Genomic DNA, 13,801 nt, shown 5'->3' with positions numbered 1-13,801 from the left:
TATTTAGGTGGTTAAAATATAAACTAAAAGTATAGGTGATACATTGAAAAGGCGCGAGTTAACATATGCTCTACATCTTGCAAGTACGGCTTATTTCAGTATGAAAAGTTATACAGTCTAAATTGCTGAAATTGCTGAAATTGCGGGAGTTACGGTGTTAAACATAAAACCATTTCTATTTGGATGTTTTTAAGTGCAACAGAAGGTCAGGGCTGTGGCAAAACTGCTGATAACAAGACCACTGTATTTCGCCATTGCCGTGCTAAAAACAATGAACATTCTCTTCAAGTATTTTTATAAACTACTGGCAATCTTACTATTAGCCATTAAATTTTCTTTTGCGTATTTAAGTAATAATATGCCGATAACAACAATAGCGGCGGTGAGATAAAGTGCGGTATCGTAATTGCCAAAATGTTCTATCAATGCCACACAATATAACGGTGCAACCACTTGACCAACGCCGTAAGCCGCGGTGATCATGCCCATGATAAATACCGGATTCTTACCGGCCAATTGACCACCGAAATTCATAAATAAAGCGACTAAGCCAATAAAGGTTCCACCGTATAAAATACCACTTAGTAAGTTAAGCATTATGTTACTAGAAAAGGTCGGGATTAAAATACCAATAACTTGCAGCGCCATGGCTAGCATCATAATGTCGACGCTGTTATAGCGGTGTGCTAAGCGCATCCAAATAATACAAGATGGTATGCCGGCAACACCAACAGCTAGCCAAGCATAACCGCCATAGCCAGATAGACCTGCTAATGAGTTAACAATGTCGGGTAAAAATGTTGCTTGTACTACCATACCAACACCTTCAGTAAAGTACGCTAGGGCAAGAACTATCACTAATGGGCTAAATAGTGATTTATTAAATTGATGTTTTACAACCTCGTTTGCAGGCTGTTTTTCAAAACTGAGAATGTAGGCAGAATAACAAGCAAAAATGGCTCCGGTTGTGGCTAGAGCAATCCACGCGTGTTGCCAATAGTCACTGAAGTTAAATACTGCCCGCATAATTAAATCAGACACTAATATTGAAAAGCCCAAACCGCTAAAGTGAATACCCATTGCTTTAGTTTTATTGGTATTTTGTAACTTTGACATCACAATGGCTGAGCCAACAACAAGTGCCATTGCTGCACCAAAGCCGGCTAATAATCTCGATACTAGCCAAAGCCATTGATTTTCAGTTAGCCCTAATAATAACGATGTCACAATACACAGAGCTAAGCCAAACCTAAAAAACCTTACTTTTGAGTGTATGTCTTTAATAAAAATAGAAAAAATTGAACCGGACAAGTACCCAATATAGTTAATTGATGCCAGTACCCCCGCAAAAGCGATACTTAAATGGTTCTCCAACATCGCAGGTAATAAAGAGGTAAAAGCAAAGCGCGCAACCCCTACGCCAACGACTAAAGCGAGAATGCCAGCCAATAAAATTGCCGCATTGTTGTTTTTATTAAATAACATGACACATCCGGGGTATTAACGCTTTTAAAATTTGGGAAATTTTAATGTAAGTGTACTGATAATACTTAGCAAATCACTAATGATGATAAGTAATATGTTAAAAACAGATATTGATAACTATTAAGAATTTAATTTAAGTCTTAACTAAAGTAACATAAAAATTAGTATTAATTTACTTAAGATAACATACAAGGACGTATAAATAGATGGAATCTAATAAAAAAACAAAGCAAGATGAAAATGACATAAATCTTAATTCACTGATTAAAATGTTTTTTATTGCGTTTTTTATTATTTTAATTGCTTCTGTTAGTTACTTTGTTTTTCATATTACATCTTCACCTTTAAAACCAAATGAAATAGGTCAAATAGGTGATTTTTATGGCGGATTGCTAAACCCCTTTTTAACATTTTTTACTATTGTGTTTTTAATTTGGTCAATTCGTCTTCAGTCAAAAGAGTTACAAGCAACAAAGAAAGAATTAAAGCGAAGTGCGGAATCTCATAAAGAGTTGGTTTCTCAAGGTAATGCTAATTTCTATATTGAGCAAGCAGTTAAGTCGTTTGAAATTGCTGAGCTTAAGATTAGAAAAATTTATGATTATCAAATTTGGGTCACCTTATCTCAAACAGGAGAAAAGCCCCCTCGGTATATAGCATCTTTTTTTGAACCTAGTACGGAAACTAAAGACGGCACGGTTTTGTCCGAATGGATTAGCTCGAATGCAATTTCATTCACAGATCTTCCTGAAAGTAAAAGGACAGTATATGTAGACAAATATGGAAAGCCTGTTATTAAGAGTTTAGTTTCAAGCATTAAACAGCAACTTATATGCTTAAACGCCTTAATTACTTATAAAGGATGGATTCACGCTCTTAGTTGCCTTCCTGCATTAATAGAAAATATTGAATTATTGAGACGGTTTAATATCCCTCAGTCAAATCTAAAATATATGCTTCATATAATCGATAATACTAAATCTTCAATTGAAAGCCATGTTTCTCTGCAGCTTTTGATAGGTCCAAATTCTGCCAGTGTTTATATGACAAGCGAACTTAATAACCATTTAAAAAGGTTAAAAGAAGTTGTGGAAAATAACCCGTATGATGATTAACACTTATTTTTATTTTTTTCTCTTGAAAAGTTAATGCATACCCCCACATGTTAACTATCGAGTGAGGAATTGCGTTATTTGCTCACAGTAATCAAGTATTTTATGTTAGTTAAGTAGGAAGTTTTTCAGATGTCTGAGACACAAAAAGAAGTTCATGGTTTTCAAACCGAAGTAAAGCAACTATTACAGTTGATGATCCACTCACTTTATTCAAATAAAGAAATTTTCTTGCGTGAGTTAGTGTCTAACGCGGCTGATGCGTCAGACAAATTGCGTTTCAAAGCACTATCAAATGCTGAACTTTATGAAGGCGACGGTGATTTACGTGTTCGCGTTAGCACTGATAAAGAAGCCAACACAATAACTATTTCTGATAACGGTATTGGTATGACACATGACCAAATCGTTGAACACTTAGGTACCATTGCGAAATCTGGTACGGCTGAGTTTTTCTCGCAACTTTCTGGTGACCAAGCGTCTGACTCACAATTAATCGGTCAGTTCGGTGTTGGTTTTTACTCAGCATTTATTGTAGCTGATAAAGTGACCGTACGCTCACGTGCTGCTGGCGTTGCAGCGTCAGAAGGTGTTGAATGGACATCTGAAGGTGAAGGTGAATTTACTACCGCGAAAATTGAAAAAACAGGCCGCGGTACTGACATTATTTTACACCTAAAAGAAGATGAGTCAGAGTTTGCCGATGACTGGCGTTTAAAGTCTATCGTGACTAAATACTCAGATCATATTTCAGTATCTGTTGAAATGTTAACACCTGAAGTACCGGCTGTTGAAGCCGTTGCTGAAGTGAAAGACGAAGAAGGTAATGTAACAACACCAGCTGTTGAAGCGCGTGATGCGGTACCCGCACACTGGGAAGCGGTAAACAAAGCGACTGCGCTTTGGACTCGTGAAAAAGCTGATGTTAGTGAAGATGAATATAAAGAATTTTATAAGCATGTTTCACATGACTTTGCTGACCCTATGCTTTGGGAACACAACAAAGTTGAAGGTAAAACAGAATATACCTCATTACTTTATATTCCATCAAAAGCACCATTTGATATGTACAATCGTGAAAAACAACACGGTTTAAAATTGTACGTACAACGCGTGTTTATTATGGATGACGCTGAACAATTTATGCCAACCTACTTACGTTTTGTTAAAGGTTTACTTGATTCAAACGATTTACCACTAAACGTTTCTCGTGAAATTTTACAAGACAGTAAAATCACTCAAGCGATTCGTAAAGGTTGTACGAAACGTGTGTTGAAAATGCTTGAGAAATTAGGCAAAAAAGACGCAGAGCAATACCAGTTATTCTGGAATGAATTTGGCCAAGTGTTAAAAGAAGGGCCAGCAGAAGATGCAGCTAATAAAGATGCGATTGCTAAGTTATTACGTTTTGCTTCAACTCATGAAGATAACAGCATTCAAAGTGCTTCATTAGCACAATACATTGAACGCATGAAAGAAGGCCAAGACAAGATTTACTATGTTGTTGCTGACAGCTTTGAAGCGGCGAAAAATAGCCCGCACTTAGAAGTATTCCGCAAGAAAGGTATTGAAGTTTTATTAATGTCTGACCGCATTGATGAGTGGTTAGTCAGTCACTTAACAGAGTTTGATGGTAAACAATTACAATCTGTTACCCGAGGTGGCTTAGATCTTGGTGATATGGATGATGCTGAAACGAAAGAAGCACAAGAAAAACTTGAGCAAGAATTTGATTCAGTAGTCGCTCGCATTAAGACGGCGCTTGAAGGTAAAGCAAAAGACGTGAAAATTTCACAACGTTTGACGGATTCTCCAGCATGTATCGTTGCCGATGAGCACGATATGAGTAGCCAAATGATGAAGTTAATGCAGTCAGTGGGCCAAGAAGTTCCAGATGCATTGCCGATTTTTGAAATCAATGCTGAGCATGATTTGATCAAACATGTTGCCGATGAGCAAGACGATGAACAATTTAAACAATGGTCAGAAGTATTGTTTGAACAAGCAATGTTAGCTGAGCGTGGTAGCTTGAAAGATCCAGCGACATTTGTATCTCGTTTGAATAAATTAATGTTGAGCTTAACAAAATAAGTTTTCAGCGCTGCAAGTCTAATTTAATCGTTAGACTTTAGTCAAAAAAAGGGGCTTTTTAGCCTCTTTTTTGTTTTTTTACACAGCTAGCTACTTGTTTGCAACCCTTTGAATATGTATAGTGTCAGCTTTTACGCAAAACCAATTCATTAATTAAATAGGGTTATACTAAATGCGCATTATTTTATTAGGTGCACCGGGTGCAGGTAAGGGTACTCAGGCACAATTTTTAATGGCTAAATTTGGCATTCCACAAATCTCTACTGGTGACATGCTACGTGCTGCAATTAAAGCAGGAACTGAACTTGGGAAAAAAGCCAAGGAAGTAATGGACGCAGGTCAACTCGTTTCTGATGAATTAATTATTGGTTTAGTTAAAGAGCGTATCGCACAAGACGACTGTAAAGCCGGCTTCTTACTTGACGGCTTTCCTCGCACTATCCCACAAGCGGATGCCATGAAAGAAAATGGTGTTTCAGTTGACCATGTTATCGAATTTGACGTACCTGATGAAGTGATTGTGGAACGTATGGGTGGACGTCGTGTTCACGCTGGCTCTGGCCGTGTTTACCACATTGTTTACAACCCGCCAAAAGTGGAAGGTAAAGATGATGAAACTGGCGATGATTTATCAATTCGTCCAGATGATGAAGAAGCAACGGTTCGTAAGCGTTTAGGCATCTATCATGAACAAACAAAACCATTAGTTGAATACTATCAAGCAGAAGCCGGTGCTGGCGCTTGTGCGTACTTAACTATCGATGGTACACAAGCTGTTGAAGAAGTTAGCTCATTGTTAAATGAGAAGTTAGCGTAAGTTAGCTCTTTCAGTAGTAAATGTTCTATAAAAAAGCTCGCTTCTGCGAGCTTTTTTATGTTCAGGCCTTTCTCAGGCATCCTGTATTTCAACGCTTTAGCGCATCTCGATAAACTCTCTGGTTAATAACTTTCTTTCATATCTTGTGTCTGGCCTTTCTGCACTTCATTTTTACGTAAATGCCGCTGTTCATTGCATTTTCGACTAGGTATTATTCCTAACAATAATAAAAACAATTCTCTATAAAAATTAGTAATAAGGAATTTATCATGATGACATTGTCAATAACGGGGTTTTACGCAAGCCTACTTGGCATTTTATATATTGGCTTAGCCATTAATATTATTCGTTTAAGGAAAAAGTTTAAGGTTGGCATTAATGATGGTGGCAATAAAGATTTAGCTAAGGCGATCAGGGTTCACGGTAATTTTTCCGAATATGTGCCCGTAGCACTAATATTATTTGCTTGTTATGAGCTAAATCATGCTTCAGTAATCATGTTACATGCATTAGGTGCTGCATTAGTTGTTGGCCGAGCACTGCATGTTATTGGTTTAAGCAAAACCATTGGTGTTTCAATGCAAAGACAAGTCGGAATGTTATCAACATTCTTTGTAATTTTAATTTTAGCTTTCGAGAATATTCGCTTATTTATTTTCACATAGAGTAAATGTGATAACAGCAGGTGTTAGTTGCACCTGCTTTGTTAGTAGAATGGTTAGTGCTTAACGGGTTTTTAGCATACCAATATGTGGAATATCGTCTTCTAAATACATCTCAGTAACCCGCTCAAAGCCATGCTGATTATAGAACTTTTCTAAATGCTCTTGTGCCGATATTTTTACCGTATCATCGGGGAAATTTTGTAAGCAATCAGCTAATGCCATTATCATTAACTGGTGACCTAAACCTGTGCCGCGAGCGCAAGGCGCGATTACAACTCGGCCAATACTAATATAATCTTGATAAGTTAGTCCTTTTGGCAAAATTCGTAAATAGCCAGTCATAACACCATTTTGATAGCAAAATAAATGACGAGTGTCGGGGTGGCGATCATGATCATCTAAGTCGGGGTAAAAACAGCTTTGCTCTACAACGAAAACATCAATACGCAACTTCAACAAATCATAAAGTTCATTGGTATTGAGTTCGGCAAAGGTTTTACTTTGCCAGTTGATTTTATTGGATTCAGATTTATGAGACATAGGGCATCACATGAAAAAATAGTTAGTACTATTTTTTCATGATTACCGTTTCTTGTATAGCGAAGAGAGTATTATGCTAATTTTTTTAAATAGCCGTTATAACGTTTTCTATTTAGGTAGTCGATAATTTCTTGCTTGTACTGACTAATGTTGAGCTCTGGGTATTCAACATAGAGTACATTTTTTAAAGCATTTTGATCGAGAAATAGTAAATAGGCAAGAGGCAAATACTTGGGATTAAAGTTGTTCTGATATACCGTTGCTCTAACTTCTGAGGCGCTATAATGAGCTTTTTCACCATAACGTTTTTCAAGCGCAGGTAATAATTTTGCGCCATATTTTTTTATCGAATAGTATTTAAACATATGCTAATCCTTAGCGTTTTATTACATCCTAACTGAGGGCGGCTATTATAGTGTCTCAGCCATCATGTCGTCAACGATAATTTGATGGAAGTCTTGCTGTTATTGGGCTGTGTGGAATTTGTTGCACATGTTTTTTGGTGGATGTCTTACGTTTTTTGCAACAATTAGCGACAAGCTTGCTAATTTTTACCGGAAATAACCACTACTTCATCACCTTTATATTTTTTCAGAATAATTAACGAAAATTATTACCTTGCTATTACACATATTGCCAGATGTGTAATAGCAAAGTCGGGACTTCTTCATTCACATTTAATTCGGGGCTGTTATTATTTGTGATGTCTTGTTTGTAATACCTCCATCACTTCACTGAGCTCAATATTTTTATCTTGTAGCAATACTAAGGTGTGGTAAAACAAATCGGCACATTCACCTAGTAAGTCTGCTTTAGTTTCAGCTACTGCCGCTAATGCGACTTCAACGCCTTCTTCGCCGACTTTTTGCGCAATTTTAGTGGTGCCGCGTGAAAATAGGTGAGCAGTGTAGCTATCTTCTGGCGCATCATTCTTACGACTGGCAATTACTTGCTCAAGTTGGCTAAGAAAATTTTGTTGACTAAGCTTTTGCTCAGGAAAACACGACTCAGTGCCTAAATGACAAGTAGGGCCTACAGGGCGACAAGCAATCAACAAACTGTCTTGATCACAATCGGTCAGCACTTGGCTAACCTTTAAGTAATTGCCGCTGGTTTCGCCTTTACACCACAGTGCTTGTTTCGCGCGACTATAAAATGTTGCTAAACCTGAGCTTAGTGTTTGCTGCAAAGCTTCAATGTTCATAAAGCCTTGCATTAACACCGCACCGGTATCTTGGTGTTGAATAATGGCGGGAATAAGACCATTCATTTTATTCCATGCCAATTGGCTGATGTTTTCATTGGTAATTAGCATAGTCGAATCTCTATTTGGTTATCTTTAAGGTTTTGTTTTAACTGGTTCATAGCGATAATGCCTTTGTGGAACACGCTGGCTGCAAGTGCGCCGTCAACATCAGCTTGTTGAAAAACATCAACAAAGTGTGATATTTCACCGGCGCCGCCAGAGGCGATAAGTGGGACGTTACACTGAGCACGCACTTGGCTAAGTTGCTTAATGTCGTATCCTTGGCGAACGCCATCTTGGTTCATGCAGTTAAGCACTATTTCACCAGCGCCTAGTTTTTGTACTTCTTGTATCCAATCAAGCGTGCACCATTTGGTTTTTTGTGTGCGAGTTTCATCACCGGTAAATTGATAAACTTGATACTCTCCTTGGCCGTTGTTCGCGTCTTGATTGAAAAAACTGTCAATGCCAACAACAATACATTGTTGGCCAAAAACATCGGCAAGGCGAGATATTAAATTTGGATCTCGCAAAGCAGGGGAGTTAATTGATATTTTGTCAGCCCCCATCATAAGAATCTGTTTGGCATCAGCTTCTGTTTTGATACCGCCAGCGACACAAAAAGGAATGTCGATAACTTGTGCAATACGGCTTACCCAGCTTTTGTCGACTACACGGTCATCTGAACTTGCAGTAATATCATAAAATACTAATTCATCAGCACCGGCTTCAGCATATTTTTGCGCTAGTGGTACTATGTCACCAATAATTTCGTGGTTACGAAACTGAACACCTTTAACGACTTTGCCGTCTCTTACATCGAGACAAGGAATGATACGTTTGGCTAACATAAAAATAGCTCCCTAATTTCTAATTTACCCAATTGCGTCGCATCGCTTTCTTTTACGACTTTTCCATCACGAACATCAAGACATGGGCTGATACCTTTAACAAAAAAAACTACGCGTTTGGCCAACATGCAATAGCCTCCTCAAGGGTAAATTTTCCTTCTAATAGAGAACGCCCTAAAATGACGCCATCAACACCGGTAGGGATCAGTGCTTTAATGTCGTCCAATGAACCAATGCCACCAGAAGCTTGCCATTTTATTTGCCGATATTGCTGGCAAAGTTCGCTATACATTGAAACATTGCTACCGGTTAAGGTGCCATCTTTGCTGATGTCAGTGCACAGTACGTGAATTAAGCCGGCGGCAATATAATCATCTAATAATGATTCTAAATTTACGCCGCTGTCTTTTATCCAGCCGTGGGTTGGTAAGGTTTTATTGCCTGCAGCATCAATTTTCACATCAAGTGCTAATACTATACGTTCACCGCCAAATTCACTGAGCCAAGTACGTACTAAATTTGGCTCTTTAATAGCGAGTGAGCCAATAACCACACGGTCAGCACCTAAGTTGAGTAATTGCTGCACGTCTTCTTTACAGCGTACGCCGCCGCCAACTTGAATGATCATACTGTCGTGATTAACTAAGGTTTTTAGTAGGCTTAATTGGCGTTTATCACTGTCTTTTGCACCGTCTAAGTCAACAAAGTGCATAACCGTAGCGCCAGCGCTAGCATAAGCATTTTGGCGATCTTTTGCTGTGTATTGATAGTTGGTTTTCTGTTGGTAATCACCTTGAAATAATCGTACGACTTCACCGTTGATTAAATCGATTGCTGGGATCATCATGGCTTACATCTCCAAGAAATTTTTAATAATTCTGCTGCCAAGCTCGCTTGAGCGTTCGGGATGAAATTGACAACCAATAAAATTGTCTTTGGCAATAGCAGCAGAAAATTCACTGCCATATTGACAGCGAGCAATGGTGTATTGAGATATAGGTGCAGCAAAACTATGCACAAAGTAGAAATAGTCGCCTGCTTTAATGCCCTTAAAAATGGCATGATTTTCAACACCTGTTAGGGTATTCCAGCCCATATGAGGCATACGCAAATTGTGTGCGTCTAGTGGGCGAATGTCTGTTGGAATTAAGCCTAAACATTGCACCGCCTCATGGCTATCAACGCCTTCAGCAGAGGTTTGCGCCATTAATTGCATGCCTAAGCAAAAACCTAATACCGGTTGCTTAAGTTGTTGTAGTGTCGTAACTAAACCTTTAGCGACAATATTTTCCATGGCATGACGCGCGCTGCCAACACCAGGTAAAATAACTTTATCTGCGGCTTTTATTTCCTCTATGTTATCGGAAATATTGATAGCAAAACCTAAGCGTTCAACGGCAAATTTTACCGAAGCAAGGTTAGCGCAGCCGGTATCAACAATCACAAAATTAGTCTGTTGCTTTGTTGTCATCTTACAAACACCCTTTCGAACTCGGTAAATCATCACCTGATATGGTAATGGCTTGGCGTAAGGCGCGGCCAAAAACTTTAAACAAGCTTTCTACTTGATGATGACAATTACCTTCGGTAGTAGAAAGGTGCAAGGTGATCGCCATCGCATCAGCCAATGAGCGGAAAAAATGCGACACCATCTGAGTCGACATTTGCCCCACATTATTGTCGGTAAATGTTGCATCAAACTCTAGCCAAGGCCGGCCTGATAAATCAATAGAACATTCCGCTCGGCATTCATCCATAGGCAGTACAAAGCCAAAACGACCAATGCCACGCTTGTCGCCAAGCGCCTGTTTTAATGCTTGTCCTAATGCTAATGCCGTGTCTTCCACGCTGTGGTGTTCGTCAATGTGGTAATCGCCATCAACATTTACATTCATGCTAAAGCCACCGTGAGTGGCGATTTGTTCAAGCATATGGTCGAAAAAACCTAACCCAGTTTTGATATTAATATCGCCAACTTTATCTAAGTTTATTGCGACATTAATATCGGTTTCTTTGGTGGTGCGAACAACATTCGCTTGTCGAGACTGAGTGAGCAATTGCTCAGCAATATCACTCCAATTTAATGATTGGCGATCATATTTAATGCCTTTTATGCCCATATTCGCGGCAAGTTGAATATCTGTTTCACGGTCGCCGATAACATAAGAGTTGGCAAAATTAACTTTTCCTTGTTGCAAATAATCACTCACTAAACCTAATTTGGGTTTACGACAGCTGCAATTGTCAGCGTCAAAATGAGGGCAAAGCAGCACCTCATCAAAGCTAATACCTTGTGATGAAAACATCGCCATCATTTTGTCGTGCGGTAAGTCGAAATCCGCTTGTGGGTAACTTGCGGTGCCTAAGCCGTCTTGATTTGACACCATCACCAAGCGAAAGCCTTTCTTTTGCAGGGCAATAAGCACAGGAATAACATTGGGCTCAAAAACTAATTTTTCTAGGCTATCAACTTGCTTATCAGTTACCGGCTCTTCAATCAGGGTACCGTCTCGGTCGATAAATAAAATATTCTGCTGGCTCATACTAATTCTCTTTTATTTGCTGTTATGGCGTTCGTTATTACTTGTTTTAATTGTGATAATTCACTCTCGCTGCCGATACTTATTCGTAAGCAGTTTGATAGACTTTGTTGTTTAGATTGGTCGCGAATTAAAATATTGTGGGCAACAAGTTGGTCAAAAATAAAGTTTTTGCTGGCGTTATTTTCACAGCGAAATAAAACAAAATTAGCATCACTGGCAAATACTTGCTGACACCAGCTCTGTTGCGCTAACCAGTTAGCAAGTTCGCCGCGTAAGGTTTTTGTTTCTTGCACTCTTGCATTCATTTGCGCTAAACCCGCCTCATTAAGCGCTGCACTGGCAATGTCTGCAACCGGCGCTGAAATAGGGTAAGGGGCAATAACTTTGCTCAACATGGTAATAATGTCTTCATTGGCTAACGTGAAGCCACAGCGTAAACCCGCTAAAGCAAAGGCTTTTGATAAAGTGCGCAATACCACTAATTGTGGGTGATCTTTTAGCCAATTGACAACCGATTGCTCTGGACTAAATTCAATATAGGCTTCATCGACCACAACAATGGCCGTATCGGCAAATAATGCTAGTGCGGCTTTAATTTCAGCTTGCGATAGTAAATTGCCAGTTGGGTTTCCGGGAGAACATAAAAACACTACTTTTGCTTGACCAACTTGAGCTTTTAACGCCTCAAGATCGAGTGATAGCTCAGCCGTTAATGGTACTTTAATAGTATCAACGCCATGGTTTTCAGCACTGATGGCATACATGCCATAAGTGGGCGGACAAATTAATATTTTGTCTTGGTAGGCTTGGCAAAATGTTCTGATCAGTAGTTCAATGCCTTCATCGGCACCGCGAGTCGCTAAGATATTATTTGCATTTATGTTATCCATGCTCGAGCTACAATAATCACGGTAAGCATAGATTAAGTTTTCCGGTTGAAAATCAGGGTAGCGATTAATGTTATTGCTATTGACTTGATAGCGACCTGAGCCCGATGCTTCATTGGCATTTAACCAAATTTTACTGTCCATTTCGCCGTTACTTGAATGGAGTCGACGTGCCGACTGGTAAGGCACCATGTCGATTAATTCTTTACGAGCAAGTTTGTTGGCAATGGTCATTTATGCTTCTCCCGTTTTATCAGCAGCTTGCTCTTCCAAGCGAATAGTTACCGCACGTTTGTGACCATCTAAGCCTTCAGCATCGGTAAGTTCACAAATACATTCGGCTAAATTACTCAAACCCTGGCGGGTAATTTCTTGCACGGTAAAGCGTCTAGAAAAGTCTGCTAATGACAAGCTGCTAACGACTTTAGAATAGCCATAGGTTGGTAGCACGTGGTTGGTGCCACTAGCATAATCACCAGCAGATTCCGGTGTATAAGCCCCAACAAAAATAGAGCCAGCATTACGTAACTGTGTTAATAATGCTTGCGCGTTGTCGGTTTGAATAATTAAGTGCTCTGGGCCATATTCATTCGATACTTCAACCGCTTGTGCTAAATCGCTAGTTAATATTAAACGGCTTTGTTTTAAGGCTTGCTTAGCGATATTTGCTCTTGAAAGCTCAGCTAATTGCGCGGTTAATGCTGACTGTACGTTAGCTATTAAGGTTTCACTGTCAGATAACAGCATAACTTGGCTGTCAGGTCCGTGCTCTGCTTGTGACAATAAATCGGCGGCAACGTACCCAGCATTGGCATTCTTATCAGCGATAACTAACACTTCCGATGGGCCAGCTGGCATATCAATAGCAAAACCATTAACTTGTTGTGATAGTTGCTTTTTAGCTTCAGTAACATACTTATTACCTGGGCCAAATATTTTATTTACTGCTTTTATTGTTTGGGTACCAAAAGCCAGCGCCGCACAAGCTTGAGCACCACCAATATTATAAATTTCATCAATTTGACAAAGTGCTGCCGCAACCAATATTTCATCGGCCAATTGACCATTTTTATCGGGTGGGCAAACCAGCACTTTTCGCGGACATTTAGCTAATTGCGCCGGAACACCTAACATCAGCACAGTTGATGGTAATGGTGCACTGCCTGCCGGAATATATAAACCAACACTAGCAATAGCTTCGGTTTTTAATGTACAGATCACTCCAGGTGTAGTTTCAACACGCACATCTTCAGTGCTTTGTGCTTGGTGGAAACGTTTTATATTTGCATAAGCACTTTCAATGGCGCTAAGTCGCTTGCTTGTTAAGCGAGTTTTAGCCGCGTTAACCTGTGCTTGACTAACTTGTAGGCTTTCAAGTTTTACGCCGTCAAATTTCTCGGTTAAATCAAAGAGTGCGGCATCACCATTTTTTCGTACATTGGTTAAAATATTTTCTACTTGCTGCGACAATAATGCACTTTCTGCAATGGCTGGGCGCGATAGTGCAAACTTGCGCTCAGTGTTGGATAAGTTCTGCCAATTGATTATTTCATTTTTCATATCA

The 13,801-nt window shown here is 39.3% G+C and carries 14 protein-coding genes; 4 read left to right on the top strand and 10 right to left on the bottom strand.

The window, feature by feature from the left end; all coding sequences use genetic code 11:
- Positions 1-294: 294 nt before the first annotated feature.
- A complete protein-coding gene (locus tag AC27JP_RS10240) occupies positions 295-1,485 on the bottom strand; it encodes a YbfB/YjiJ family MFS transporter (RefSeq protein WP_487114682.1) in 1,191 nt (396 codons plus the stop codon).
- Positions 1,486-1,691: 206 nt separating this feature from the next.
- On the opposite strand from AC27JP_RS10240, the gene AC27JP_RS10235 reads away from it, so the two are divergent.
- The 4 genes from AC27JP_RS10235 (at position 1,692) to AC27JP_RS10220 (ending at position 6,170) form a co-directional block, all read left to right on the top strand.
- Positions 1,692-2,600 carry a hypothetical protein gene (locus AC27JP_RS10235; protein WP_487114681.1) on the top strand — a complete coding sequence of 303 codons (909 nt, stop codon included), beginning with the start codon at positions 1,692-1,694 and terminating at the stop codon, positions 2,598-2,600.
- A 129-nt stretch (positions 2,601-2,729) separates the two neighbouring features.
- Complete coding sequence (gene htpG / locus AC27JP_RS10230) at positions 2,730-4,688, top strand: molecular chaperone HtpG (RefSeq protein WP_487114679.1); 1,959 nt, start codon at positions 2,730-2,732, stop codon at positions 4,686-4,688.
- 172 nt (positions 4,689-4,860) lie between these two features.
- Positions 4,861-5,505 carry an adenylate kinase gene (gene adk / locus AC27JP_RS10225; RefSeq protein ID WP_487114677.1) on the top strand — a complete coding sequence of 215 codons (645 nt, stop codon included), beginning with the start codon at positions 4,861-4,863 and terminating at the stop codon, positions 5,503-5,505.
- 269 nt (positions 5,506-5,774) lie between these two features.
- Positions 5,775-6,170: an MAPEG family protein gene (locus AC27JP_RS10220; protein WP_487114675.1), complete on the top strand. Its 396-nt coding sequence runs from the start codon at positions 5,775-5,777 to the stop codon at positions 6,168-6,170.
- Between the two features lie 60 nt (positions 6,171-6,230).
- On the opposite strand, the gene AC27JP_RS10215 is transcribed toward AC27JP_RS10220, so the two are convergent.
- The 9 genes from AC27JP_RS10215 to hisD form a co-directional block, all read right to left on the bottom strand.
- Complete coding sequence (locus AC27JP_RS10215) at positions 6,231-6,683, bottom strand: GNAT family N-acetyltransferase (protein WP_487115197.1); 453 nt, start codon at positions 6,681-6,683, stop codon at positions 6,231-6,233.
- 98 nt (positions 6,684-6,781) lie between these two features.
- On the bottom strand, positions 6,782-7,075 hold the full coding sequence (locus AC27JP_RS10210) for a DUF6559 family protein (RefSeq protein ID WP_487114673.1): 294 nt from the start codon (positions 7,073-7,075) through the stop codon (positions 6,782-6,784).
- A 329-nt stretch (positions 7,076-7,404) separates the two neighbouring features.
- Entirely contained in the window at positions 7,405-8,025 is a 621-nt protein-coding gene (gene hisIE, locus AC27JP_RS10205) for a bifunctional phosphoribosyl-AMP cyclohydrolase/phosphoribosyl-ATP diphosphatase HisIE (protein ID WP_487114671.1), read from the bottom strand.
- Complete coding sequence (gene hisF, locus AC27JP_RS10200; RefSeq protein WP_487114670.1) at positions 8,019-8,807, bottom strand: imidazole glycerol phosphate synthase subunit HisF; 789 nt, start codon at positions 8,805-8,807, stop codon at positions 8,019-8,021. The genes hisIE and hisF overlap by 7 nt, the downstream gene beginning before the upstream one ends.
- Before the next feature lie 109 nt (positions 8,808-8,916).
- Positions 8,917-9,654, bottom strand: coding sequence for a 1-(5-phosphoribosyl)-5-[(5-phosphoribosylamino)methylideneamino]imidazole-4-carboxamide isomerase (gene hisA / locus AC27JP_RS10195; protein WP_487114668.1), 738 nt, complete (start codon positions 9,652-9,654; stop codon positions 8,917-8,919).
- A gap of 3 nt (positions 9,655-9,657) precedes the next feature.
- Positions 9,658-10,278: an imidazole glycerol phosphate synthase subunit HisH gene (gene hisH, locus AC27JP_RS10190; protein ID WP_487114666.1), complete on the bottom strand. Its 621-nt coding sequence runs from the start codon at positions 10,276-10,278 to the stop codon at positions 9,658-9,660.
- A 1-nt stretch (position 10,279) separates the two neighbouring features.
- Positions 10,280-11,350: a bifunctional histidinol-phosphatase/imidazoleglycerol-phosphate dehydratase HisB gene (gene hisB / locus AC27JP_RS10185; RefSeq protein ID WP_487114664.1), complete on the bottom strand. Its 1,071-nt coding sequence runs from the start codon at positions 11,348-11,350 to the stop codon at positions 10,280-10,282.
- The gene (gene hisC, locus AC27JP_RS10180; RefSeq protein ID WP_487114663.1) at positions 11,347-12,471 is read right to left on the bottom strand and encodes a histidinol-phosphate transaminase; all 1,125 of its coding nucleotides are present in this window, start codon (positions 12,469-12,471) and stop codon (positions 11,347-11,349) included. The genes hisB and hisC overlap by 4 nt, the downstream gene beginning before the upstream one ends.
- Positions 12,472-13,797, bottom strand: a complete 1,326-nt coding sequence (gene hisD, locus AC27JP_RS10175; protein WP_487114661.1) for a histidinol dehydrogenase — start codon at positions 13,795-13,797, stop codon at positions 12,472-12,474.
- Positions 13,798-13,801: the final 4 nt, after the last annotated feature.

Source organism: Colwellia sp. SU-HH01172 (assembly GCF_057553355.1).
Note: the sequence above shows the minus strand (reverse complement) of the source record. Positions and strands in the feature narration are given on the sequence as shown.

What these genes read in the sequence shown, in the direction of transcription:
- AC27JP_RS10235 (WP_487114681.1), top strand. Translation starts at nt 1,692, where the DNA reads ATGGAATCTAATAAAAAAACAAAGCAAGATGAAAATGACATAAATCTT.
- hisIE (WP_487114671.1), bottom strand. Translation starts at nt 8,025, where the DNA reads ATGCTAATTACCAATGAAAACATCAGCCAATTGGCATGGAATAAAATG.
- hisC (WP_487114663.1), bottom strand. Translation starts at nt 12,471, where the DNA reads ATGACCATTGCCAACAAACTTGCTCGTAAAGAATTAATCGACATGGTG.
- AC27JP_RS10240 (WP_487114682.1), bottom strand. Translation starts at nt 1,485, where the DNA reads ATGTTATTTAATAAAAACAACAATGCGGCAATTTTATTGGCTGGCATT.
- hisB (WP_487114664.1), bottom strand. Translation starts at nt 11,350, where the DNA reads ATGAGCCAGCAGAATATTTTATTTATCGACCGAGACGGTACCCTGATT.
- AC27JP_RS10210 (WP_487114673.1), bottom strand. Translation starts at nt 7,075, where the DNA reads ATGTTTAAATACTATTCGATAAAAAAATATGGCGCAAAATTATTACCT.
- hisD (WP_487114661.1), bottom strand. Translation starts at nt 13,797, where the DNA reads ATGAAAAATGAAATAATCAATTGGCAGAACTTATCCAACACTGAGCGC.
- adk (WP_487114677.1), top strand. Translation starts at nt 4,861, where the DNA reads ATGCGCATTATTTTATTAGGTGCACCGGGTGCAGGTAAGGGTACTCAG.
- htpG (WP_487114679.1), top strand. Translation starts at nt 2,730, where the DNA reads ATGTCTGAGACACAAAAAGAAGTTCATGGTTTTCAAACCGAAGTAAAG.
- hisH (WP_487114666.1), bottom strand. Translation starts at nt 10,278, where the DNA reads ATGACAACAAAGCAACAGACTAATTTTGTGATTGTTGATACCGGCTGC.
- hisA (WP_487114668.1), bottom strand. Translation starts at nt 9,654, where the DNA reads ATGATGATCCCAGCAATCGATTTAATCAACGGTGAAGTCGTACGATTA.
- hisF (WP_487114670.1), bottom strand. Translation starts at nt 8,807, where the DNA reads ATGTTAGCCAAACGTATCATTCCTTGTCTCGATGTAAGAGACGGCAAA.
- AC27JP_RS10220 (WP_487114675.1), top strand. Translation starts at nt 5,775, where the DNA reads ATGATGACATTGTCAATAACGGGGTTTTACGCAAGCCTACTTGGCATT.